Source organism: Blochmannia endosymbiont of Colobopsis nipponica (assembly GCF_014857065.1).
Taxonomy (GTDB): Bacteria; Pseudomonadota; Gammaproteobacteria; order Enterobacterales; family Enterobacteriaceae; genus Blochmanniella.
Genome location: NZ_CP046533.1, coordinates 571,095 through 596,059, shown reverse-complemented (window position 1 = coordinate 596,059; position 24,965 = coordinate 571,095). Strand labels below are relative to the sequence as shown.

Genomic DNA, 24,965 nt, shown 5'->3' with positions numbered 1-24,965 from the left:
TAAATACTAATTAAATAACTGAATAAGAATTTTCAAAGATCCCTTAAATCTAAAATAAATAAAGTATGCAAACAGCTCACCTAATGTTCAGAAAAAATAAATTAAACAAGTCGTGGTATTTTATAATGACAAGTTTTAATGGAATGTTTCATTAAAACTAAAGGGTGCTTAACATGCAGTGTCTATATCCTATTTATCGAGTACTAATTAGTGTATATGATAAAACTGGAATTTTGAATTTTTCTAAGTTTCTACACGAAAAAAATATTCAAATAATATCTACTGCAGGTACCGCTGCTTTTCTAAAAAAAGAAGGTTTAACAACAACAGAGATATCAGATTATATTAATTTTCCAGAATTAATGGATGGACGTATAAAAACATTACATCCGAAAATATATGGAGGAATCTTAGCGAGACCTGATTTAGACAAAAAGATCATGAACGAATTTAACATTGATCACATTGACATGGTAATAGTTAATTTATATCCTTTTAATTCAAAAATAAAGCGAAAACAAAAAAACATTTTAAAAGAAAAGCAAATAACAAACATTGATATAGGTGGTCCAAGTATTGTTAGAGCTGCAGCTAAAAATTATAAAAAAGTAGCAGTACTGGTCCACAGTTGTGATTATGCACCTATTATTCATGAAATGAATAATAATAATAATTCCCTCACTATTCAAACCAAATTTAAATTAGCAGCAAAAGCATTTGAACATGTCGCTACATACGATAGAAACATCGCAAATTACTTTCAAAATGTAAAAACAAAAAACAATGGAAATAAAAACAAACAATCAATACTCAATTTCCCCAAAAACATAAATATTATTAATGAGAAATTTGTAAAAGAACAAGATCTTAATTATGGGGAAAATCATCACCAAAAAGCTGCATTTTACGTAAACGAAAGATTTGCTAATAAATCTTTAAATAGCACAATAAAAAAAATACAAGGTAAAAGCCTTTCCTACAACAATATCGTTGATATTGATACGGCTCTAGAATGTATCAAAATGTTTACTAAACCAACTTGTATAATTATAAAACATAATACTCCATGTGGAGTAGCTAGTTCTGAAAATATTCAATTAGCTTACCAAAAAGCTTATCAAGCTGATCCTATATCAGCATTTGGTGGTATAATCGCATTAAACCAGACAATAGATGCTCAGACAGCTAATCTTCTTCAACAACAATTCGCTGAAGTAATAATAGCTCCATCTATTAAAAAAAATGCTTTAAATATACTATCTAATAAAAAAAATATGAGAATAGTAACATACAAAAATAAATTAATTGAAATAACTAATATAGACATAAAAATTATAAACAATGGAGGTTTGCTAGTACAAGAACACGACAAAAAGAAAATAAACTTTAAAAGAATGAATATAGTTACAAAACGATCACCTACCAAGAAAGAAATAAATGATGCAATTTTCTGTTGGAAAATTATAAAATTTGTAAAATCCAATGCAATTGTGTATGCTAAAAACAATCAAACAATCGGCATTGGATCTGGACAAATGAGTAGAGTATTCTCCGCAAAAATAGCTGCAATTAAAACTAAAAATGAAGGATTAGAAACGCATGGAGCAACTATGGCCTCTGATGCTTTTTTGCCATTTTGCGATTGCATAGAAGTAGCTGGTGAGCTTGGTATAAGTTGCGTTATCCAACCAGGAGGATCAATAAAGGATGAAGACATAATTAAAACAGCTAATAGATATAACATTGCAATGATTTTTACTTATACTCGTCATTTTAAACATTAAAATTTTATATCAATTAACATCATGTAAGCAAAATGAATTACCCAAATTGAATCATAAAACCTCACAGGGTTAGAAAAGTTAAATAAGAATAGCTCACAAAGACCACTTTAATAAGTAAAAAACATTACTACATATAATTCAATTCATAACACCTTTTAAAGATTTACTAAAAACAAATGTGGGAATCTTACTAGCTAAAATTCTGATTTCTTTGCCGGTTTGTGGATTACGACCAATACGAGCATGACGATACTTAACTTTAAATACACCAAAACCTGTTAATTTAACTGTATTACCTAATTTAAGAGACATTACTATTTCCGCTAAAATACTCTCTAAAATAAATTTCACTTGTACTTTAGAAATATCATGTTTCTTAGCAATAACATTAACAATTTGTATTTTATTCATACACTATCCTTAATATATTAAATTTAAACTATCAAAACAATAACACTTTACAATTCTAAATTTACCTAACATCTAATATAACAAACTAAAATAAAAAATTTCAATATAATAATAGCCTTAATTATATTTTGCTCATTATATGTATAGGCAAAATATTTGAACAACAAAATAAAAAACCGATAAAATAATTTACCAATCGCATATATTTAAATATTATTATTTAATTATTGACCAATTTAGTAGCATTTAATAACTCAGTTAAATTAGCTGATGCTTCATCAACAGAAACAGGCATTTCAGATTTATCACTATATTGTTTATCTCGATAAAGAGCTTTATTCTGATGATAAGCATAACCAGTACCAGCAGGAATTAATCGCCCAACAATAACATTTTCCTTCAAACCACGTAACTCATCGTGTTTACCAGATACGGAAGCCTCGGTCAAAACCCGTGTAGTCTCCTGGAAAGAAGCCGCGGAAATAAACGACTCTGTAGCTAAAGAAGCTCTCGTAATACCTAATAAATCACGTATAAAAACAATCTCCTTTTTGCCTTCAATACTTAATTGACGATTCACTATCTTAACACGAGAAAATTCTATCTGTTCTCCCTCTAAAAAAGTAGAACTTCCAGGATCAACAATAGTAACCTTGCGTAACATTTGTCTAATAATAACCTCGATATGCTTATCATTTATCTTGACGCCCTGCAAACGATAAACTTCTTGTACTTCATTAATAATATAACTAGTAACTGCATGAACACCACGTAAACGCAAAATATCATGAGGCGATTCAGGACCGTCTGAAATGATATCTCCTCGTTCTACAAACTCACCTTCAAATACATTAAGCTGTCGCCATTTAGGAATCATTTCTTCATAAGCAACGTTATTGCCTTCAATTGAAGATATAATTAAACGACGTTTACCTTTAGTTTCTTTACCAAAAGATACAATACCACTAATTTCTGCTAAAATAGCAGCTTCTTTAGGACAACGTGCTTCAAATAAATCAGCAACACGAGGCAAACCTCCTGTAATATCCTTAGTTCCACTACTCTCATGAGGCAATCTTGCTAAAACATCACCACAAACAACTTTTGAACCATCTTCAAGTTGTACTACGGTTCGGCTAGGCAAAAAATACTGAACTGGCATATCAGTGCCAGGAAATAATAAATCACAACCATGCCTATCAACAACTTTTAGTGCAGGACGAAAATCCCTACCTCCAACGGAACGTTCAGCAGTATCTAATACAATAATAGAGGACAATCCCGTAAACTCATCGGTTTGTCGAATAATAGTCTGACCATCAATCATATTAGTAAATCTAACAAAACCACTAAATTCTGTAATCACAGGCATAGTATGTGGATCCCAATATGCAATTATTTCACCACCTACAACATATTCTCCATCTCCTTTAGTTAACATAGATCCATAAGGTACTTTATAGCTTTCCTTAGTTCGCAAAAATTCATCAATAACCGTTAATTCAGTATTACGGGAAGTAATCACAAATTTACCAGAATCATTAATAACAAATTTAACATTTTTCAAACGAATAATGCCATTATTCTTTACCTGAATACTTGATTCCGTTGCGGCACGAAACGCGGCGCCTCCAATATGAAAAGTACGCATTGTTAACTGAGTTCCTGGTTCACCAATAGATTGTGCAGCAATTACACCAATAGCTTCCCCTTCATTTACAAGCTGACCACGAGCCAAATCACGACCATAACAAAAAGCGCAAACACCAAAGCTAGTGTCGCAAGTCACGACTGAACGAACTTTAATATAATCTATTGAATTTTTCTCTAAAATATCACAATAATCTTCATCTAAAAGGACATTACGATTAATTAAGATATCTAAAGTACCAGGTCTTAACACATCCTCTGCTGTTAAACGACCTAATACACGTTCGCGCAACGCCTCTTTTACATCTCCACCTTCAATTAAAGAAGTCATGGTAATACCAGAAAAAGTACCACAATCACTTTCAGTTATTACTAAATCTTGAGCAACATCTACTAAACGACGAGTTAAATAACCAGAATTAGCAGTTTTTAAAGCGGTATCAGCTAATCCTTTACGAGCTCCATGAGTAGAAATAAAATATTGAAGAACATTTAAACCTTCACGAAAATTTGCTGTAATAGGAGTTTCAATTATTGAACCATCTGGCTTAGCCATGAGACCACGCATACCAGCAAGCTGACGAATTTGAGCTGCAGATCCACGTGCGCCAGAATCAGCCATCATAAAAATATTATTAAAAGAAGTTTGAAATTCTTTTTTACCATAACGATTAAAAACAGATTCAATAGATAAATTATCCATCATTGCCTTAGCAACTCGCTCATTTGCAGCAGCCCAAATATCTATTACTTTATTATAACGTTCACCTGCAGTCACTAAACCAGACTGAAATTGTTCTTGAATATCAGCAACTTCACTTTCTGCTTCACTAATAATTTCAGCTTTTTTTGTAGGTATCATCATATCATCAATACCCACAGATGCACCAGAACGAGCAGCATAAGCAAAACCTGTATACATAATCTGATCAGCAAAAATAACAGTTGACTCCAAACCTAAAATACGATAACAAACATTGAGCATTTTTGATATAGCTTTCTTTCCTAATACCTGATTAACTAAGTTAAAAGGAAGTCCCTTTGGCACAATCATCCAAAAAATAGAACGACCGATAGTAGTATTTACAAGACTAGTATATGTTGACCACTCACCATGTTCAAGTCGTTCATACTCAGTAATACGCACTTTAACACATGCGTGCAAATCCGCCAAACCTAAACGATAAACACGTTCAGCTTCTTGAGGGCCAGACAATAACATACCTTCTCCCCTACTATTAACACAATCCCTAGTCATATAATACAAACCTAAAACAACATCTTGAGAAGGAACAATAATAGGCTCTCCATTAGCTGGAGATAAAATATTATTAGTAGACATCATTAATGCACGAGCTTCTAATTGAGCCTCGAGCGTTAATGGAACATGCACCGCCATTTGATCACCATCAAAATCTGCATTATAAGCAGCACAAACCAAAGGATGTAATTGAATAGCTTTACCTTCAATTAAAATGGGTTCAAAAGCTTGAATACCCAAACGATGTAATGTAGGAGCCCTATTTAACATTACCGGATGCTCACGAATAACCTCATCAAGCATATCCCATACTATAGCTTCCTCTCTTTCCACCATCTTCTTAGCTGTTTTAATGGTACTAGCAAATCCACCTATTTCCAACTTCCCATAAATAAACGGTTTGAACAATTCAAGAGCCATTTTTTTCGGCAAACCACATTGATGTAATCGTAAATATGGACCAACAGTGATTACTGAACGACCAGAATAATCGACTCGTTTACCCAATAAATTTTGACGAAATCTACCTTGTTTACCTTTGATCATATCAGACAAAGATTTCAAAGGACGCTTATTGGAACCTGTGATAGCTCTACCTCGACGACCATTATCCAACAGGGCATCCACTGCTTCCTGTAACATACGTTTTTCATTACGTACTATAATATCTGGAGCAACAAGGTCTAATAAACGTTTTAATCTATTGTTACGATTAATCACTCGACGATATAAATCATTCAAATCAGAAGTAGCAAAACGACCTCCATCCAATGGTACTAAAGGCCTTAAATCTGGAGGTAATACTGGTAAAACATTAAGAATCATCCATTCTGGTTTATTTTCAGATTGTAAAAAAGATTCAAGCAATTTAATGCGTTTAGTTAATTTCTTTCGTTTGGCATCAGAATTAGTCGAACTTAATTCCTCACGTATCTCCTCACACTCGCTGTCCAAATTCATATTTCTCAATAAATATTGAATAGCCTCCGCTCCCATTTTTGCTTCAAATTCATCTCCAAATTCTTCCAATGCATCTAAATATTGATCTTCAGTAAGAATTTGGCAACGTTCAAGACTAGTCATACCACTTTCTACTACAACATAAGACTCAAAATATAAAACACGCTCAATATCACGTAACGGCATATCCAAAAGCAAACCAATACGGGATGGCAATGATTTCAAAAACCAAATATGAGCAGCTGGAGAAGCTAATTCAATGTGCCCCATGCGCTCCCGACGCACTTTACTCTGAGTAACTTCCACTCCACACTTCTCGCATACTACGCCTCGATGTTTAAGTCTTTTATATTTACCACATAAACATTCATAATCTTTAATTGGACCAAAAATTCGTGCACAAAATAAACCATCTCTTTCAGGTTTAAAAGTACGATAATTAATAGTTTCAGGCTTTTTAACTTCACCAAAAGACCATGATCTAATCATATCTGGTGAAGCTAAAGAAATTTTTATCACATTAAATTCTTCTGATTTATTCTGATATTTAAAAAAATTAAATAAATTTTTCACAAACACTTCCTATAAAATACAACCTATTTAAATATTATAATACCTAACCTGTAAATTTATTAAAACATATGAACATAAATTAATCTTCTAATTCAATATTAATACCCAATGAACGTATCTCTTTTAATAAAACATTAAAAGATTCTGGCATACCAGGCTCCATTATATGATTTGCATCAACAATATTTTTGTACATTTTAGTACGACCATTAACATCATCTGATTTAACAGTAAGCATTTCCTGTAAGGTATAAGCAGCTCCATATGCTTCTAATGCCCATACTTCCATTTCTCCAAAACGTTGACCACCAAACTGAGCTTTACCTCCTAATGGCTGCTGGGTCACTAAACTATAAGAACCAGTTGAACGAGCGTGCATCTTATCATCAACTAAATGATTAAGTTTTAACATATACATATAGCCAACAGTAACCTGACGTTCAAACTTTTCTCCTGTACAACCATCAAATAAAGTTATTTGTCCAGAAGTTGGCAAATTACCCAGTTTTAACAAATCCTTAATCTCATTTTCATGCGCACCATCAAACACCGGGGTAGCAATTGGCATACCACCTATTAAATTTTTTGCTAATATCCTTACTTCATCATTAGAAAAAAGACTAAGATCTACATGTTGACGTAAATCTTTACCTAAACTATAAGCTTGCTGTATAAACTTTCTTAATTGATCAATATCCTTGTGCTGTTGCAACAATTTATTGATTTGATCACCAATTCCTCGAGCAGCCATTCCAAGATGAGCCTCTAAGATTTGACCAATATTCATTCTAGATGGAACACCTAGTGGATTTAACACAATATCAACTGGAACGCCATTTATATCATAAGGCATATCTTCAACTGGATTAATTTTAGAAATAACACCTTTATTACCATGACGACCAGCCATTTTATCACCTGGCTGTATTTGACGTTTTACAGCTAAATACACCTTTACAATCTTTAATATACCAGGAGCTAAATCATCTCCTTGAATAATCTTGCGACGTTTTAACTCTAATTTACGTTTAAAAACACTTTGTAAATCAAAATATTGTTTTATTAATTCAACAAATTTTTTATTTTTTTCTACATCATCTATATGTATCTTAAACCAATCAGCGCGAGGTTTTTTCAATAAATAATCTTTACTTATACCTATAGAAATCAAAATCTCACAAATGCGAAAAAACAAGCCATCTTCAATAATCTTTAATTCTTCAGTTAAATCCTTTTGAATTTGCCTCAATTGCATTTCTTCAATTTCTAATGCGCGCTTATCTTTTTTTACTCCTTCTCTAGTAAAAATCTGTATATCTATAACAGTACCACACATACCATTAGGTACCCTTAATGAAGAATCCTTAACATCAGAAGCTTTTTCACCAAAAATAGCACGCAGCAACTTTTCTTCTGGAGTTAATTGAGTTTCTCCTTTAGGAGTAACTTTACCCACTAAAATATCTCCACCAACTACTTCCGCTCCAATATATACAATACCTGATTCATCTAATTTAGAAAGAGCAGCTTCACCAACATTAGGAATATCAGCAGTAATTTCTTCTGAACCTAATTTAGTATCACGAGAAATACAAGATAATTCTTGAATATGAATTGTCGTAAAACGATCTTCTTGCACTACACGCTCTGATATTAACATAGAATCTTCAAAGTTATAACCATTCCATGGCATAAAAGCAATACGCATATTTTGACCTAACGCTAACTCACCTAAATCAGTAGAGGAACCATCTGCCAATACATCTCCTCGTTCTACAAACTCGCCTAATTGAACACAAGGTGTCTGGTTAATACAAGTATTCTGATTAGAGCGAACATATTTAACCAAATTATAAATATCAATACCTGATTCATCGGAACAAATTTCATCAGAATTAACATTCACAACAATACGTGATGCATCCATATACTGAATACAACCACCCCTTTTAGCTACTACAGTAACTCCAGAATCTACAGCAACAGCGCGCTCCATACCAGTACCTACCAATGGTTTTTCAGAACGTAAAGTAGGAACTGCCTGTCGTTGCATATTAGCACCCATAAGAGCTCTGTTAGCATCATCATGTTCAAGAAAAGGTATTAAAGATGCACCTACCGAAACCACCTGCTGAGTAGAGACATCCATATAATCAATCTGATCTGTTCTAAACAAACCAGATTCACCTTTATGACGACAAGTTACTAATTCATCAGTAAAACGACCACTTTGATCAAGATTAGCATTAGCCTGTGCAATAACAAATTTTCCTTCTTCAATAGCAGACAAATATTCTATCTCATCAGTAACAATCCCATTATAAACTAAACGATATGGAGTTTCCAAAAACCCATATTCATTAGCTCGCGCATATACAGATAATGAATTAATTAGTCCAATATTTGGTCCTTCAGGAGTTTCAATAGGACAAACGCGTCCATAATGAGTAGGATGTACATCACGTACCTCAAAACCAGCACGCTCCCTAGTTAATCCACCAGGACCTAATGCAGAAATTCTACGTTTATGAGTTATTTCCGATAAGGGATTATTCTGATCCATAAACTGAGATAATTGACTAGAACCAAAAAATTCCTTTACAACGGCAGAAATCGGTTTAGCATTTATCATATCTTGAGGCATTAAAGAATCTAAATCACCTAATGATAAACGTTCTTTTACTGTACGTTCGACTCGAATTAAACCAATACGAAATTGATTTTCTGCCATCTCACCTACAGAACGTATACGTCTGTTACCAAGATGATCAATATCATCTACCTCACCTTTACCGTTACGAATATTAATAAGTTTTTTAATTACATCAACGATATCGTTTTCACTTAAAACACCTTTGCCTTCAATAGTATCTCTTTGTAACGACCTATTAAATTTCATACGGCCAACCACAGAAAGATCATAACGTTCTTCCAAAAAAAATAAATTCTCAAATAAAGATTCTGCTGCTTCACGTGTAGGAGGCTCGCCTGGACGCATCATACGATAAATTTCTATCAATGCACTCAAGCGATCATGAGTAGAATCAATACGCAAAGTTTTAGAAATATAATCACCATGATCTAAATCATTAGTAAAAATAGTTTCTAATCTTCTAAATCCTGCATGCTTTAATTTAGATATTGCTTCTAATGATATAGATGTATTAGCAGAAATAATATGTTCGCCAGAAATTGGATTCACGTAATCCTTAATAACAACTTTGTCAACAACATATTCAACAGGCACCTTAATTTTTTTAATATTATCTTTTTTAAGTTCTCTAATATGTCGAGAGATAATACGGCGACCTTTACTAACATAAATTATTCCATTACACTCAATATCAAACGATGCAGTATCACCAAGTAACCTATCAGGAAGTAGCTCCATATAAACAGAATCATCACCATTTAATTCATATACAACTCTATTAAAAAATATATCCAGAATCTGTTGAGTACTATAACCTAATGCACGTAGAAGAACAGTTACTGGCAATTTTCTTCTACGATCAATGCGAACAAAAAGATTATCTTTAGGATCAAATTCAAAGTCCAACCACGAACCACGATAAGGTATAACACGTGCATTATATAAAACTTTGCCTGAAGAATGTGTTTTTCCTTTATCACTATCAAAAAATACACCAGGACTACGATGTAATTGAGATACAACTACGCGTTCAATACCATTTATAATAAAAGTCCCATTGTCTGTCATAAGCGGGATATCTCCCATATACACTTCTTGTTCTTTAATATTCTTACCTTGATTTAATGAAACTTCACGTTCAAAAACAACTAAACGAATATTTACGCGAAGGGCAGCTGCAAAAGTAATACCGCGAGTTTGACATTCTTTAACATCAAACACTGGTTCATCTAAACGGTAACTAATGTATTGTAATTCAGCATTACCATTATAACTACATATAGGAAAAACAGAATGAAAAACGGCCTCTAACCCATGTTGACCTTCTGAATCTCGCTCAATAAATTTTTGAAAAGAATCTAACTGAACAGAAAGAAGATAAGGAATATCTAAAACTTGGGGACGTTTTCCAAAATCTTTACGTATACGTTTCTTCTCAGTATAAGAATAAACCATGCCCTTCCTCATCAATCTGTAAAATCAAATAAAATTAGGAATCATATTTTAAAACATTTAATACCTAACAATAAACTAATTCTAAATTTGTACCATTAGAACAAAACGGACAAATATTAATAAATAAATACATTTAAAAACAACAACGAAACAAAACACCCAGAACCATTACCTAAAGACAATAACAACAAACAAAATTACATTAGTTTGATATTACTTTATTTCAACAGAAGCACCGACTACTTCCAAGTTTTTTTTTAAAATATCTGCATCACTACTATTTATCCCTTGTTTAAGGATAACAGGATAAGATTCAACTAAATCTTTAGCCTCTTTTAACCCTAAACCAATAGCACCGCGTACAGCCTTAATAACAGCAATTTTGTTAGAACCAATAGCAGTCAATACAACATCAAATTCAGTTTTTTCTTCAACAACTTCTTCGACTACAGGAGCAGTAGGTAACGTAAAAGAAGTAGCTGAAACACCAAACTTCTCCTCCATCATAGAAATCAATTTAACAACATCCATCACGGACATTTCGGAAACAGCATCTAAAATTTCTTCTTTAGTAAGAGACATAAATAATTCCTAAAAAAAATTAAACATTTGGATAAAAATTTATAATATCAATCAAAATCGTAAAAAATAATTACTTTTTTTGTTCTGCAATTAAGGATAATACACGAATTAACTTAACAATAGTCGATTCCTTAATAAAAAATATTAATCTAGTAATTCCTTCCAAATAAGTAGGTAAGCTAGATAAGATATCAATATGAGATGCATCAATAATATTTTTTTCAAAAACTGCAACTTTAATTTTAAAATTTTCGTGAAGTTTACTAAAATCTTGAAAAAGACGAGCAACATCACTTGCTTCTCTAACAGAGAAACCAATTAAAGTAGGACCAGAAAAAAAATCTTTTAAGCATTCAAAAGAAGTTTCATGTACTATTTTAGATAATAAAGAATTACGAATTACACGTATATAAACATTCTTTTTTCGACTTTCTTGACGCAATTCAACCAATTCATTATTTTTCAAACCACTAGGATCTGCTAAAACAGCAGACACAGCAACTCTTGCTATTTCACGAACTTCAGAAACAATCCTTTGTTTATCTGGAATACTTAATATCATAAAATTTCACTTAAAATAAATTAAAAAACAACAAAACTCAAACATAATAACAAACAACCTCACATGATTAAACTGAACAAAATAATTTTTAAAAACGTAACTTCTCCTAACAAACTAACATTTTATGAATTCATTCTATAAAAATAAAAGGCAATATACAAAATAAACAATAAATCAATTGGTTATAATAGGTAAACTACTTTTATCTATAGCTATTCCTATACCCATAGTACTAGAAAGAGTAACTTTTTTAATAAAAACTCCCTTAGATTGAATTGGTTTATTCTTTTTCAATGCAATGATTAAAGCTTCTAAATTCTCTCTTAATTGTTCAGGAGTAAAACTAATTTTACCTATAGTAACATGAATAATACCACTTTTATCATTACGATAACATATTTGTCCCATTTTAATATTCTTAACACTTTCAACTATATTTTGAGAAATAGTACCATTTCTAATATTAGGCATTAACCCTCTAGGACCTAATATTGGAGCTAATTTACCCACTAAAGGCATTGCAGCTGGAGAAGCAACTATCACATCAAACTGACAATTCTTATTTTTAATTCTATCAGCTAAATCGAACATGCCTACTTCGTCAGCCCCAGCAATCTTAACACGATGCTCTATATCAACATCCTGAGTAAATACAGCAATACGCACGTTACGACCACTACCGTGTGGTAATAGAACAAATCCACGAACATTTTGTTCTGACTTACGAGCATCAATACCTAAGTTTACAGCTACATCGACACTTTCTACAAAATTGATACTGGACATTTTTTGTTGAAAGCCAATAACTGTCATTAAATCATAATCACTTAACGAACTAAATCTACTACGTAAATGTTTCATCCGTTTACTTAATTTAATCATTATACTAATTCTCTATTAATAAACCCATAGAACGAGCGGTTCCCATGATAGATCGTGATACAGCATTCAAATCTGATCCTGTCATATCAATTGACTTAATTTTCGCAATCTCATGAACCTGATTAATAGTAACTGTACCAGCAACCTTACCATCTTTATGCGTACTAGCACCGGATTTAATACCAGCAGCTTTTTTCAACAAAATAGACGCCGGTGGACTTTTAATAATAAAAACAAAAGAACGATCAGAATAAACAGTAACAACAACAGGAATAGGAAGACCTAATTCTATATGTTCTGTCTTTTTATTAAAAACTTTACAAAATTCCATAATATTAACGCCATGTTGTCCCAAAGCGGGTCCAATAGGAGGACTTGGGTTTGCTGCACCCGCTCCAATTTGCAATTTCACAAAAGCCTGTATTTTTTTAGACATAAGACCTCATTTTGCTTAAAAAGTAAAACAAAAAATCAAAACTACTTTACTTTATTCTTTAATTCCTAATAATAAAATGTCAAAATCCTATAATTAATATCAACAACATAAAACTAAAATGGATTAACATTTTTCAACTTGAACAAAATCTAGTTCTACAGGAGTAGAACGACCAAAAATTGATACAGATACCTTTAAACGACTCTTTTCATAATCTACATGTTCTACTACACCGTGAAAATCAGCAAAAGGACCATCATTAACGCGAACTAACTCCCCTGGTTCAAATAATGTCTTTGGTCTGGGTTTTTCTCCAGCTTGTTGCAACTTATTCATGATAGAATGAAGTTCTTTATCACCAATAGGAGATGGCCGATCGGGAGCGCCACCAATAAAGCCCATAACACGCGGTATTTTTTTTATAAAATGCCAACTAGATTCATTCATAATCATTTGAACTAAAACATACCCAGGAAAAAATTTCCTTTCACTTTTGCGTCGTTGACCACTACGTATTTCAACAACTTCTTCAGTTGGAACCATAACTTCACCAAATAGATCATTCATATTACTCAATTTAATATATTCACGTAATGAACGAGCTACACGACCTTCAAAACCAGAATAAACCTGCACTACATACCACCGTTTTTTAGATGCAACGTCAACCATCTTACAACCTTAAAGTTAATGAAATAAAACGAACCAAAACACTATCTAATCCCCACAATAACAAAGATACTATAACAGTAACAACAGCTACCACTAAAGTAGTTTGTATAGTTTCTCGCTTTGTTGGCCAAACAACCTTATCTAATTCCATCTTAGCAGCACGCACAAATGAAATAAACTCCAAACCTTTTGCTGTTCTTTGAAAGAAAAAAATAAAAAATACAATAATATATAAAATATCTAATACGACTAACAAAGAAACAAAATTAATAAAAAAATAATTACACAAAAGCACTAATATAAATAATGATAAAACACTTGACCAACTGATTATTTTTAAATAAAGCATTTTTCTAAAATTTCTATATTTATTCATAAATAAATTCTACGCAACTTTTAATATACCAACCCCTTTATCCGCGGAAGAAAAGGAATAAAAAATTTAAACCAATACATCCATTCAAAATTTTCTGATAAAAAGCAAAAAGCACTAAATGTCAAGTATTCATAAGAACTAAATAAATATTATTGTTTTACACCATAAATATCTCATAAAATTATTTTAGACACCACTCCAGCGCCAACAGTTCGACCACCTTCACGTATAGCAAAACGTAACCCATCATTCATAGCAATTGGAGCAATTAAATGGACCATCATTCTAATATTATCACCAGGCATCACCATTTCTACACCACCAGGCAACTCAATTGTTCCAGTAACATCTGTAGTACGAAAATAAAACTGAGGACGATATCCTTTAAAAAATGGGGTATGTCTACCACCTTCTTCTTTATCTAGAATATAAACTTCAGATTCAAATTGAGAATGAGGTTTTATTGAACCTGGTTTTGCTAACACTTGCCCTCTCTCAACATCATCACGTTTAGTGCCGCGCAACAAGACACCAATATTTTCGCCAGCACGTCCTTCGTCCAATAATTTACGAAACATCTCTACTCCAGTGCAAATAGTCTTAACTGTATCTCTAATGCCAACTATTTCTATTTCTTCACCAACTTTAATAATACCACTTTCCACTCTCCCAGTAACCACAGTCCCTCTGCCAGAAATTGAAAATACATCTTCTATAGGCAAAAGAAACGGCTTATCAATAAGCCTTTGTGGATCAGGTATATAATCGTCGAGGGCCTTAGATAATTCAAAAATCTTTTCCTCCCATACTTTATCTCCTTCCAACGCTTTAAGTGCAGAACCACGAATAATTGGAGTATCATCACCAGGAAAATCATATTGAGATAAAAGTTCTCGTACTTCCATTTCAACTAACTCTAACAACTCACTATCATCCACCATATCACACTTATTCATAAAAACAATAATGTAAGGTACACCCACTTGACGAGCTAACAAAATATGTTCTCTGGTTTGAGGCATAGGTCCATCAGTAGCAGCAACAACTAATATAGCTCCATCCATTTGTGCAGCACCAGTAATCATGTTTTTAACATAATCAGCGTGTCCAGGACAATCAACATGTGCATAATGACGACTAGGAGTATCATACTCAACATGTGAAGTATTGATAGTAATCCCACGAGCTTTTTCTTCTGGCGCATTGTCGATTTGGTCAAAAGCACGTGCATTACCGCCATAAGCTTTAGCTAAAACAGTCGTAATAGCTGAGGTCAAAGTCGTTTTTCCATGATCAACATGACCAATAGTACCAACATTAACATGAAATTTTGTACGTTGAAATTTTTCTTTAGACACGAATACACCCCCAATTTATATATTATTTATATATTAAAATTTAAAATATTCAAGCCAAAATCAAGATCCAAATTATTACTGAACTTTCCGCGATTCCACAATACCCTGAGTTATGCCATATGGTGCCTCATTATACTTAAAAAATTCCATGGAATAAGAAGCACGACCCTGAGTTTGAGAACGCAATTTAGTTGCATAACCAAACATTTCAGATAAAGGCACTTTAGCATAAACTACCGTATTCGCATTAATATTCTCTACGTCACTAATTATACCGCGACGTTTATTTAAATCACCAATTACATCTCCCATATAACAACCAGGAGTTTCAACCTCAACCTTCATGATAGGTTCTAAAAGAACTGGTTGAGCTTTCATAAAAGCTTCCTTAAACGCTATGGATCCTGCGATCTTGAACGCTATCTCCGACGAATCAACTTCATGATAAGAGCCATCAATAATAGCTACACGAACACCTATAATAGGATATCCTGCCAGAATACCATTACTTATCTGCTCTTGAACACCTTTATTAACAGCAGGTATGTATTCTTTAGGAACTGCTCCCCCTACTATTTCATTTAAAAATTCATATCCTTTGCCACTTAATTCCATAGGTTCTATACGCAATAATACATGTCCAAATTGCCCTCGACCACCAGATTGTCGAATAAATTTACCTTCTTGTATAACAGTAGAACGAATAGTTTCACGATATGCCACTTGAGGTTTACCTACACTGGCATCAACATTAAACTCTCTACGCATGCGATCTACTAAAATATCAAGATGCAATTCTCCCATACCCGCAATAATAGTTTGACCAGATTCTCTGTCAACTAACACGCGAAAAGAAGGATCCTCTTGAGCTAACTTATTCAATGACAGGCTCATTCTCTCTTGATCAACTTTAGTTTTAGGTTCCACTGTAACAGAAATAACCGGGTCCGGAAAATCCATGCGCTCAAGAATAATCGGTGCAGAAGGATCACATAATGTATCCCCTGTAGATATATCTTTCAAACCAATTACTGCAGCAATATCTCCAGAACAAACAGCCTTTATTTCCTCACGTTTATTAGCATGCATCTGTACAATACGACCAAGTCTCTCACGTTTTTCCTTTAAAGGATTTAAAACAATATCTCCGGTATTAATCTTTCCTGAATACACACGGAAAAAAGTTAAATTACCTACAAAAGGATCATTAGCGATTTTAAAAGCCAAGGCTGCAAACGGTTCATCATCACTAGAACGTCGTTCTGTGTTAGTTGAACGATCTTCCATAACTCCTTTTACAGATACAATATCCACAGGAGAAGGTAAATATTCAATGACAGCATCTAACATAGCTTGCACGCCCTTATTTTTAAAAGCTGAACCACAAGTTACTAAAGTAATTTCATTGTTTAAAACACGACGTCGTAAACCAGATTTTATTTCTTCTTCTGTCAAAATTTTACCGGATAAATATTTATCCATTAAATCATCAGAACTTTCAGCTACAGATTCTAATAAAAACTGATGCCATTCTTCGGCTAAAATATTTAAATGATCCGGTATTTCCTCATAACGCACACTAACACCCTGATCTATTTCATTCCAATAAATAACTTTCATCTTAACTAAATCAATTACGCCAGTAAATTTATCCTCTGCACCAACAGCTAACTGAATAGGTACAGGATTAGCAGATAATCTAGTTTTAAGCTGATCTACAACACGTAAATAATTAGCACCCATACGGTCCATTTTATTTATAAAAGCAATACGTGGAACCCTATACTTATTTGCCTGACGCCATACAGTCTCTGATTGAGGCTGCACGCCTCCAACAGCGCAATAAACCATCACAACGCCATCTAATATTCTCATAGAACGTTCTACTTCTATAGTAAAATCTACATGACCTGGAGTATCTATAATATTAATACGATGAATTTGAAACTGTTTAGACATACCAGACCAAAAACAAGTAGTAGCAGCAGATGTAATCGTAATACCTCGCTCTTGTTCTTGAGCCATCCAATCCATAGTAGCAGAACCATTATGAACTTCTCCAAGCTTATGATTTACTCCTGTATAAAATAAAATACGCTCAGTAGTGGTAGTCTTACCAGCATCTATATGTGCGCTAATACCAATATTACGATAATGTATAATAGGCGTTACCCGACCCATCTATCCTTCTCCATAAACTTACAAAGACCCACATTTGCTTGAATACTGATACATAAATTATACATATGAATATTCAAGAGATAAAAATTATTAGTTAAGATTTATAACTCATGATGTATCATTACCAACGGTAATGAGCAAAAGCTTTATTAGCTTCTGCTATACGATGTATTTCTTCTCGCTTCTTAACAGCATTACCTTTATTTTCTACAGCATCACATAATTCATTAGCCAAACGCAAAACCATAGACCTATCTATTCTTTTTCTAGCGGCAGCTACGATCCAACGCATAGCTAAAGTATCACGTCTCATAGGACGCACTTCAACAGGAACCTGATAAGTAGATCCGCCAACTCTTCTTGATTTAACCTCTACTATTGGTCGCACATTATCAATGGCTAGATCGAAAGCTTCCAAGTGTACCTGAACCTTAGATGATCGCTTTAAAAGAATATCGAGAGCCTGATAAACAATCTTTTCTGCAACAGACTTCTTGCCATGCACCATAACTATATTAATAAACTTAGCTAAAAGCTTTGACCCAAACTTTAAATCAGGTAACACTTTACGTTGATCAATAACATGACGACGAGGCATAACAAAAAAACTCCATTTTCAGGAAATCAAAATAACACAGCACAAAATTCGAAATTTTTTAAACAATACATAAAATATTTGCTAATTAATCTTTAGGTTTTTTTACACCATATTTGGATCTACCTTGTTTGCGATCACGAACTCCAGAACAATCAAGTGCACCACGAACTATATGATAACGTACTCCAGGTAAATCTTTTACACGACCACCACGAATTAAAATAACAGAATGTTCCTGTAAATTATGACCCTCTCCGCCAATATAAGAAGTAACTTCAAAACCATTAGTCAAACGCACACGACAAACTTTACGTAAAGCAGAATTAGGTTTTTTAGGAGTAGTAGTATATACTCTAGTGCAAACACCACGTTTTTGAGGACAAGACTCCAATGCGGGCACGTTACTTTTCACTAATTTAACCAACCGAGGATTCCGAACAAGTTGATTAATTGTTGACATAAACTAAGCTCCTAAATGGCTAAGCAACATAAAAAATGAATAACCCATACCACATTTTAAATATGGAATACTACCTTTATTTAAACCAAAAGTCAAGATAGATACAAAAATTATATATAATATTACCAAACCATTTGTTGAGAATGTCGCTCAGTTAATTGAACAAAACCAAGGTAATCAATAATGATAATTTCTTTTGAAAAATAAAATAGTAAACCACGAGACAAGATATCATCTTTTAAGCCATATATATTGGATTCTATTTTATTTAAAACATCAAAGGCAACAGAATCTACCAATCCTGCTATAATACCATCAGACAATAACAATAACTCATCGAAAGGCCGAATTATTTTTGACAGTAAAAATAAATCCTTCTTATACGGAGAACTACTTAAAGTGTATAACATATAAACAATTTAAAAAGTTAATATACTATCATAATTTATTAATTTTTCACTCCATCTCACAGGAGATAACCATACTATTTTACCCAACCAATATAAAAAATCTATTTTTTTAAAACCACGTTCTTTCACAGAATAAGAACACATATAAATATTTAATGCATCATACATTAACAATGTACCAAAAGTTGCAATAAAATTTTTTACCAAAATTAATTCTGGTTTTTGATTAGATAATAATATGAAAATACCATCAGAAATAAAAAATACACCTATCTTTATTTCGAAAGCAAATAAAGATAATAAAACATCTAAACCTTCTCTTACAGAAGAGCTTCCATAAGGAGTTTGAGTAAAAACAAAAGCAATACGTTTTTTCATATATTATAACTAAAATTGAATAAATCTATCGCAATTCACCATAGCTTGTATTAAAGCACCCAAACTACTTAACTTAAATGCTTTCTGTAAATTACTATCAGAAAAGTGAAAGGCAGTAACACGATCCCTGTCTACAAGACCTCTACGTAAAGCAGCCGCAATACAGACATGTAATTCAACAGAATGAATATTGGAAAAATCCTGCCATAAATTCACCAAATTAATCTCGTCATCATCATTCAAAATTAAACTATTAGCATTAGAAACACCATCTTGATAAAAAAAAACCATAACCAACCGATGATTATATTTCAATAATGCACGCGCAAATTGTAAAGAGACAATAGCAACCTGTTTCCCATATGCAGAAACATTCACAAACAATACATAACTTAAACTAACCATAAGATAACTCAAACATTAATAATTATTTAATATAATATACAAACAAAACAAAGACAAATTTAATACTATAAATAAAAATTTTAAAATAAAATAATCAACATCTGATATCAATAACAACTTGATATTTCCATCAACTACAAATAATAATACATGAGGTATTATTTAAAACACAAAATAATAGATAAACAATTAAAATAAACAAAAGAAACAAATAAACAAAAATATCCTCTTTATAAGATTTAAAAATAAAAATTTCTAACACTCAAAAAATAAATTAAAAATTTAGATCCTAAATAAAACATAAATACTAGCAATAATAAACTGAAATTATGATGACAAGTATACTTAAAGTACAATTGTACCATCAAATTCTAAACATCCCACTTAAAACAATAGATAATATAACAATAAACAGAATTAACTTAACGACTATTGATTTCATAACTATCCAAATAACACAAATAAACAACATTAATTACAATTCTAAAATAATATTATTAATCTGATTATCTATTATTAGATCTGTAAATATATAATACATAAAATAACTAAATATAGAATAAAAATTCAAAATACAAATTATATATAAACTAAACTATGATTCATATATAATATAAGATTAAACTTTAGTCATTGTACTTGCTTATTCAAAATTTTATAATAAATAAGTCAAAATAATTAAAATTATCTAAAACTAACAATGTATAAAATTAACTAACATTTCATATCCTTGCTCACTTAATATACTTTCAGGATGAAACTGAATACCTTCCAGCCTCAAGTTACGATGACGAATTGCCATAATCTCATCATACTTACCATCATTTAATACACTCCACGCTGATACCTCTAAACAAGATGGTAGACTATAAATATCTACCACTAAAGAATTGTAACGAACTACTTTAAGAAATTGAGATAAATTCGCAAATATTCCTTTACAATCATGATAAATCACAGATTGCTTTCCATGCATCGCTTGTTTTGATCTAACTATCTTCGCCCCAAAAAATTGTGCAATAACTTGATGACCAAGACATATACCAAGAATTGGTAATTTATTAGCAAAATAAGAGATTACAGATAAAGAGATACCCGCATCTCCCGGTGTACCAGGCCCAGGAGAAATAACTAACTTATGAGGGGAAAATTGTTCAATATCTAATAAACTACAAACATCATTACGCACCACTTTTACTTCTGCACCAATTTTACTAAAATATTGATAAATATTCCAAGTAAAAGAATCATAATTATCGATTAGTAATACCTTAACCAAAATCAAATAACCAAATATCTACGTTATCATAACAAATAACTTTATTTAAATAAGAAATAAACAAAACCCACCCAACATAAAACAAAAATACAAAATACTAATAAACAAAATGTCAAAAATAGAAAACATATTCTATCATACAAACTAATATTTTACATATTCTTCTAATATTTAAATCCAGTATTAGATTTTAATAAACCAATAACATCATACACCTTTGATAAAGTAACATCAGCTTCAGAACGAGCCTTTTCAGCACCTCGAGACAAAATTTCATATAAATAATCTTCTTCTCTACGTAAAAGAAAATAACGCTTCTGTAATTTTTTCAATTTATATGTCACTAACTCTATAATTTTATTCTTTAATTGAATATATTTTTTACCTTTAAAAGACAATTCTAAATCATAAATACCAACCTCACTAAGTCCAGATAAAATACTTAAAAGATTGGAAATTCCTGGTTTATTAATTTTATCATACGAAATTACTGGCGGATCATCAGAATCGGTAATAGAACAATTTAATTTATTTACTACAGAATCAATATCTTCTAAAAGAAAAATAACATTTTTTTGATTAAAATCAGATTTAGACATCTTCTTACAAGGTTCTAATAAAGACATGATACGAGAACCAAATTTAGGAACATAAAAATCTGGAACAGTAAATATCCTACCATACAATGAATTAAATCTATCAGCAATTCTACGACTTAATTCCAAATGTTGTTTTTGATCATCACCAATAGGAACTAAACTAGTTTGATACAAAAGAATATCTGAAGCCATTAATATAGGGTAATTAAACAAACCAACATTAATATTGTTTGAATTATTTAAAAAGTTAGTTGACTTATCTTTAAACTGAGTCATACGTCTAAGTTCGCCAAAATAACTATAACAACTTAATAACCAACTTAACTGAACATGTTGTGGAACATGAGACTGAATAAATATAATAACATTATCTGGATCTAACCCGCATGATAACAACAAAGCTAACACATCCAATGATCTTTTACCTAATTGAGTAGCATTTTGGCACATAGTGATAGCATGTAAATCAACTATACAATATATACAACGATAATCATACTGAATTTTAACCCATTGACGTATCGCACCGATATAATTACCAAGAGTTAAATCTCCTGACGGCTGAATACCACTAAAAGCGGTAAGTTTAGTCATACTAAATCCACCTTAAAATCTCTTTTATAAAAACAACCTTATAACAAACATAAACTAAACAAATTTTAAAAAATAATCAAAGATTTAAAATTTCCATTATAATATTATTTATTTAGATATAATTATTTATTTATTTCACAATACAAATCATTAATAACTTGACGATAATTAGATGCAGTAAAAATTGTTGAACCAATAATGAAAGTATCAGCTCCAGCCTCTGCAATTACAGAAATATTCCTAATATTGATACCTCCATCTACTGCTAATCTGATATTAAAGCCACTATTTTTAATCAAATTTGACACTTGACATATTTTATTTAAAACAATTGGTATAAAAGATTGTCCAGAAAAACCAGGATTGACAGACATTAATAAAATAAAATCAAGCTTATTAATTATATATTCTAAACAACCTAATGCAGTACCAGGATTAAATACTAAACCTGCTTTACAGCCATTTTCCTTAATCAACTCCAATGATCGGTCAATATGATCTGTGCTTTCAGGATGAAAACTTATAGAACTAGCTCCAGCATAAACACAATCTAAAATCAAACGATCTACAGGTCTAGCCATTAAATGTACATCAATAGAAATAGTAACACCATAGTCACGTAATGCCTTTAATACTAATGGTCCTACACTTAAATTCGGAACATAATGATTATCCATAACATCAAAATGAATCATTTTAATACCAGCCGAAATCACTTTACTAATATCTTCACCTAAACAAGCAAAATTAGCTGATAAAATTGATGGAACAATTAAAAAATTTTTCAATTTCATCTCTCCAAATCTAATTCTGCCAATCTATATTGATAAACATAAAATTATCCTCTGCCACTCCTTAAATATTATTTTGAAAAACTAAATATGGAGTATACTAGAATAAATATCTAACATTATAATAAATTACACTAAATATTTAATATAACAACCGATAGTCATAATTAAATATACTTAAAATCCTAAAGACATCATTCAAATCGCCATGCCTCTATAATTTCTCACTAAATATATCTTATAAAATAATAAAACAAAGCAAATAATTTTATAAAAATCAAATATCAAGTCCATAACATAATTCAAGTTCATATTAAATAAAAATAATACTACAAAATTAAAATTTAACAAACAGACATAACTTTATATATCAAATTAAATAAAGAAGTTAAATTTAAATAAAGGTATGCACACAAAACTATTATGAATAAATAAAATTAAAAACAATAACAACAAAACTATACTATTTTATCAATATAAGTTATAAAAACACACTTATAATTTATATTGCTATAAATTTTCAATGATTCACATTCCTTAAGAACTGTTGGTTATTTCAATTATAATAAGCAATTCCTAATAGATTGTTTTAAAAGATCGTCGCTAATATCATCATAAACAACCGCTTTACCAATTTGAACTGGTAATACTAAACACGAACCATGTAGTTTATTTTTCTTATCACGCATAATATATGGCAAATAATCTTCTAAAAGCATTTTTGAAGGACCATAAATTGGTAAACTAGCGCGTATTAACAATTTTCGAACACGGTCAAAATCTGATTTGCTAAACCAACCTAAAAAAAATGAAAAACTCATAGCCATCATAATCCCCACAGAAACTGCTTCACCATGTAACCAATTACCTTTATAGCAAAAATAACTTTCAATTGCATGAGCATAAGTATGACCAAGATTAAGTAACATCCGCAAATTAAATTCACGTTCATCTTTTTCAACTACCTTAATTTTCAAACTACAACAACGGTAAACACAATAAGATAAACATTGTAAATTTAAAGATAACAAATCATTCAAATGATTTTCTAACCAAATAAAAAAATCACAATCAAAAGTCACTGCATATTTAATAACTTCTGCTAATCCAGAACAAAATTCCCTACGTGATAAAGTACTTAAACAATTCAAATCTATAATAACCGAACTAGGTTGATGATAACTACCAATCATATTTTTACCCAATACATGATTGACCGCAGTTTTCCCTCCTATAGCAGCATCCACTTGAGCTAATAACGTAGTAGGTATTTGCACAAAACACACACCACGTTGATAAATAGAAGCAACAAAACCAGCTAAATCACCAATAACACCCCCACCAAGAGCAATAATAACCATATCTCGCGTATAATTTTGTTTTAACAATAAAGATATAACTTGTTCAACTACACTCAAAGATTTCTGAGATTCTCCATTAGGTAAAATTACTTTATCAAACATAAATCCATTTTGACTTAATCTAGAAGACACTAGATCTAAATATAAAGGTGCAATAACATCATTTGTTATTATAACTGCAATCCTATTTAACTCTAACAAACCGTAATTATCAATTCTCTTTAATAGCCCATCACCGATAAAAATAGGATAACCACATTTTTCTAATTTTAAAAAAAGTTTCTTCATTAAAAA

Annotated in this window: 21 protein-coding genes; 1 reads left to right on the top strand and 20 read right to left on the bottom strand. The window is 31.5% G+C overall.

What is annotated here, in order from left to right; all coding sequences use genetic code 11:
* The first annotated feature begins 173 nt into the window (after window positions 1-173).
* Window positions 174-1,784, top strand: a complete 1,611-nt coding sequence (gene purH, locus GN160_RS02725) for a bifunctional phosphoribosylaminoimidazolecarboxamide formyltransferase/IMP cyclohydrolase (protein WP_192380167.1) — start codon at window positions 174-176, stop codon at window positions 1,782-1,784.
* A 138-nt stretch (window positions 1,785-1,922) separates the two neighbouring features.
* On the opposite strand, the gene GN160_RS02720 is transcribed toward purH, so the two are convergent.
* From GN160_RS02720 to aroB, 20 genes are all read right to left on the bottom strand, one after another.
* Window positions 1,923-2,195: an HU family DNA-binding protein gene (locus GN160_RS02720; protein ID WP_192380166.1), complete on the bottom strand. Its 273-nt coding sequence runs from the start codon at window positions 2,193-2,195 to the stop codon at window positions 1,923-1,925.
* A 220-nt stretch (window positions 2,196-2,415) separates the two neighbouring features.
* Window positions 2,416-6,639, bottom strand: coding sequence for a DNA-directed RNA polymerase subunit beta' (rpoC, locus tag GN160_RS02715; protein ID WP_192380164.1), 4,224 nt, complete (start codon window positions 6,637-6,639; stop codon window positions 2,416-2,418).
* 79 nt (window positions 6,640-6,718) lie between these two features.
* Window positions 6,719-10,747 carry a DNA-directed RNA polymerase subunit beta gene (gene rpoB, locus GN160_RS02710; RefSeq protein ID WP_192380162.1) on the bottom strand — a complete coding sequence of 1,343 codons (4,029 nt, stop codon included), beginning with the start codon at window positions 10,745-10,747 and terminating at the stop codon, window positions 6,719-6,721.
* A gap of 213 nt (window positions 10,748-10,960) precedes the next feature.
* Window positions 10,961-11,329: a 50S ribosomal protein L7/L12 gene (gene rplL / locus GN160_RS02705; RefSeq protein WP_192380160.1), complete on the bottom strand. Its 369-nt coding sequence runs from the start codon at window positions 11,327-11,329 to the stop codon at window positions 10,961-10,963.
* A 70-nt stretch (window positions 11,330-11,399) separates the two neighbouring features.
* A complete protein-coding gene (gene rplJ, locus GN160_RS02700; protein ID WP_192380158.1) occupies window positions 11,400-11,891 on the bottom strand; it encodes a 50S ribosomal protein L10 in 492 nt (163 codons plus the stop codon).
* 174 nt (window positions 11,892-12,065) lie between these two features.
* Window positions 12,066-12,773, bottom strand: coding sequence for a 50S ribosomal protein L1 (gene rplA / locus GN160_RS02695; protein ID WP_192380156.1), 708 nt, complete (start codon window positions 12,771-12,773; stop codon window positions 12,066-12,068).
* A gap of 4 nt (window positions 12,774-12,777) precedes the next feature.
* On the bottom strand, window positions 12,778-13,209 hold the full coding sequence (gene rplK, locus GN160_RS02690; RefSeq protein WP_192380154.1) for a 50S ribosomal protein L11: 432 nt from the start codon (window positions 13,207-13,209) through the stop codon (window positions 12,778-12,780).
* Window positions 13,210-13,332: 123 nt separating this feature from the next.
* Window positions 13,333-13,881: a transcription termination/antitermination protein NusG gene (nusG, locus tag GN160_RS02685; RefSeq protein ID WP_192380152.1), complete on the bottom strand. Its 549-nt coding sequence runs from the start codon at window positions 13,879-13,881 to the stop codon at window positions 13,333-13,335.
* A gap of 1 nt (window position 13,882) precedes the next feature.
* On the bottom strand, window positions 13,883-14,257 hold the full coding sequence (gene secE / locus GN160_RS02680) for a preprotein translocase subunit SecE (RefSeq protein ID WP_192380150.1): 375 nt from the start codon (window positions 14,255-14,257) through the stop codon (window positions 13,883-13,885).
* Between the two features lie 173 nt (window positions 14,258-14,430).
* A complete protein-coding gene (gene tuf, locus GN160_RS02675; protein ID WP_192380149.1) occupies window positions 14,431-15,615 on the bottom strand; it encodes an elongation factor Tu in 1,185 nt (394 codons plus the stop codon).
* Window positions 15,616-15,690: 75 nt separating this feature from the next.
* Window positions 15,691-17,796: an elongation factor G gene (gene fusA / locus GN160_RS02670; protein WP_192380147.1), complete on the bottom strand. Its 2,106-nt coding sequence runs from the start codon at window positions 17,794-17,796 to the stop codon at window positions 15,691-15,693.
* A 121-nt stretch (window positions 17,797-17,917) separates the two neighbouring features.
* A complete protein-coding gene (gene rpsG / locus GN160_RS02665) occupies window positions 17,918-18,394 on the bottom strand; it encodes a 30S ribosomal protein S7 (RefSeq protein ID WP_192380145.1) in 477 nt (158 codons plus the stop codon).
* Between the two features lie 85 nt (window positions 18,395-18,479).
* Window positions 18,480-18,854, bottom strand: a complete 375-nt coding sequence (gene rpsL / locus GN160_RS02660) for a 30S ribosomal protein S12 (RefSeq protein ID WP_192380143.1) — start codon at window positions 18,852-18,854, stop codon at window positions 18,480-18,482.
* A gap of 122 nt (window positions 18,855-18,976) precedes the next feature.
* Complete coding sequence (tusB, locus tag GN160_RS02655) at window positions 18,977-19,264, bottom strand: sulfurtransferase complex subunit TusB (protein ID WP_192380141.1); 288 nt, start codon at window positions 19,262-19,264, stop codon at window positions 18,977-18,979.
* Between the two features lie 9 nt (window positions 19,265-19,273).
* A complete protein-coding gene (gene tusC / locus GN160_RS02650) occupies window positions 19,274-19,642 on the bottom strand; it encodes a sulfurtransferase complex subunit TusC (RefSeq protein WP_192380140.1) in 369 nt (122 codons plus the stop codon).
* A 9-nt stretch (window positions 19,643-19,651) separates the two neighbouring features.
* Window positions 19,652-20,047 carry a sulfurtransferase complex subunit TusD gene (tusD, locus tag GN160_RS02645; RefSeq protein WP_192380138.1) on the bottom strand — a complete coding sequence of 132 codons (396 nt, stop codon included), beginning with the start codon at window positions 20,045-20,047 and terminating at the stop codon, window positions 19,652-19,654.
* 694 nt (window positions 20,048-20,741) lie between these two features.
* Window positions 20,742-21,326 carry an anthranilate synthase component II gene (locus GN160_RS02640; RefSeq protein ID WP_192380888.1) on the bottom strand — a complete coding sequence of 195 codons (585 nt, stop codon included), beginning with the start codon at window positions 21,324-21,326 and terminating at the stop codon, window positions 20,742-20,744.
* Window positions 21,327-21,490: 164 nt separating this feature from the next.
* A complete protein-coding gene (gene trpS / locus GN160_RS02635; RefSeq protein ID WP_192380136.1) occupies window positions 21,491-22,519 on the bottom strand; it encodes a tryptophan--tRNA ligase in 1,029 nt (342 codons plus the stop codon).
* A 122-nt stretch (window positions 22,520-22,641) separates the two neighbouring features.
* Window positions 22,642-23,307, bottom strand: coding sequence for a ribulose-phosphate 3-epimerase (gene rpe / locus GN160_RS02630; protein WP_192380134.1), 666 nt, complete (start codon window positions 23,305-23,307; stop codon window positions 22,642-22,644).
* Between the two features lie 563 nt (window positions 23,308-23,870).
* The gene (aroB, locus tag GN160_RS02625) at window positions 23,871-24,959 is read right to left on the bottom strand and encodes a 3-dehydroquinate synthase (RefSeq protein ID WP_192380132.1); all 1,089 of its coding nucleotides are present in this window, start codon (window positions 24,957-24,959) and stop codon (window positions 23,871-23,873) included.
* Window positions 24,960-24,965 lie beyond the last annotated feature (6 nt).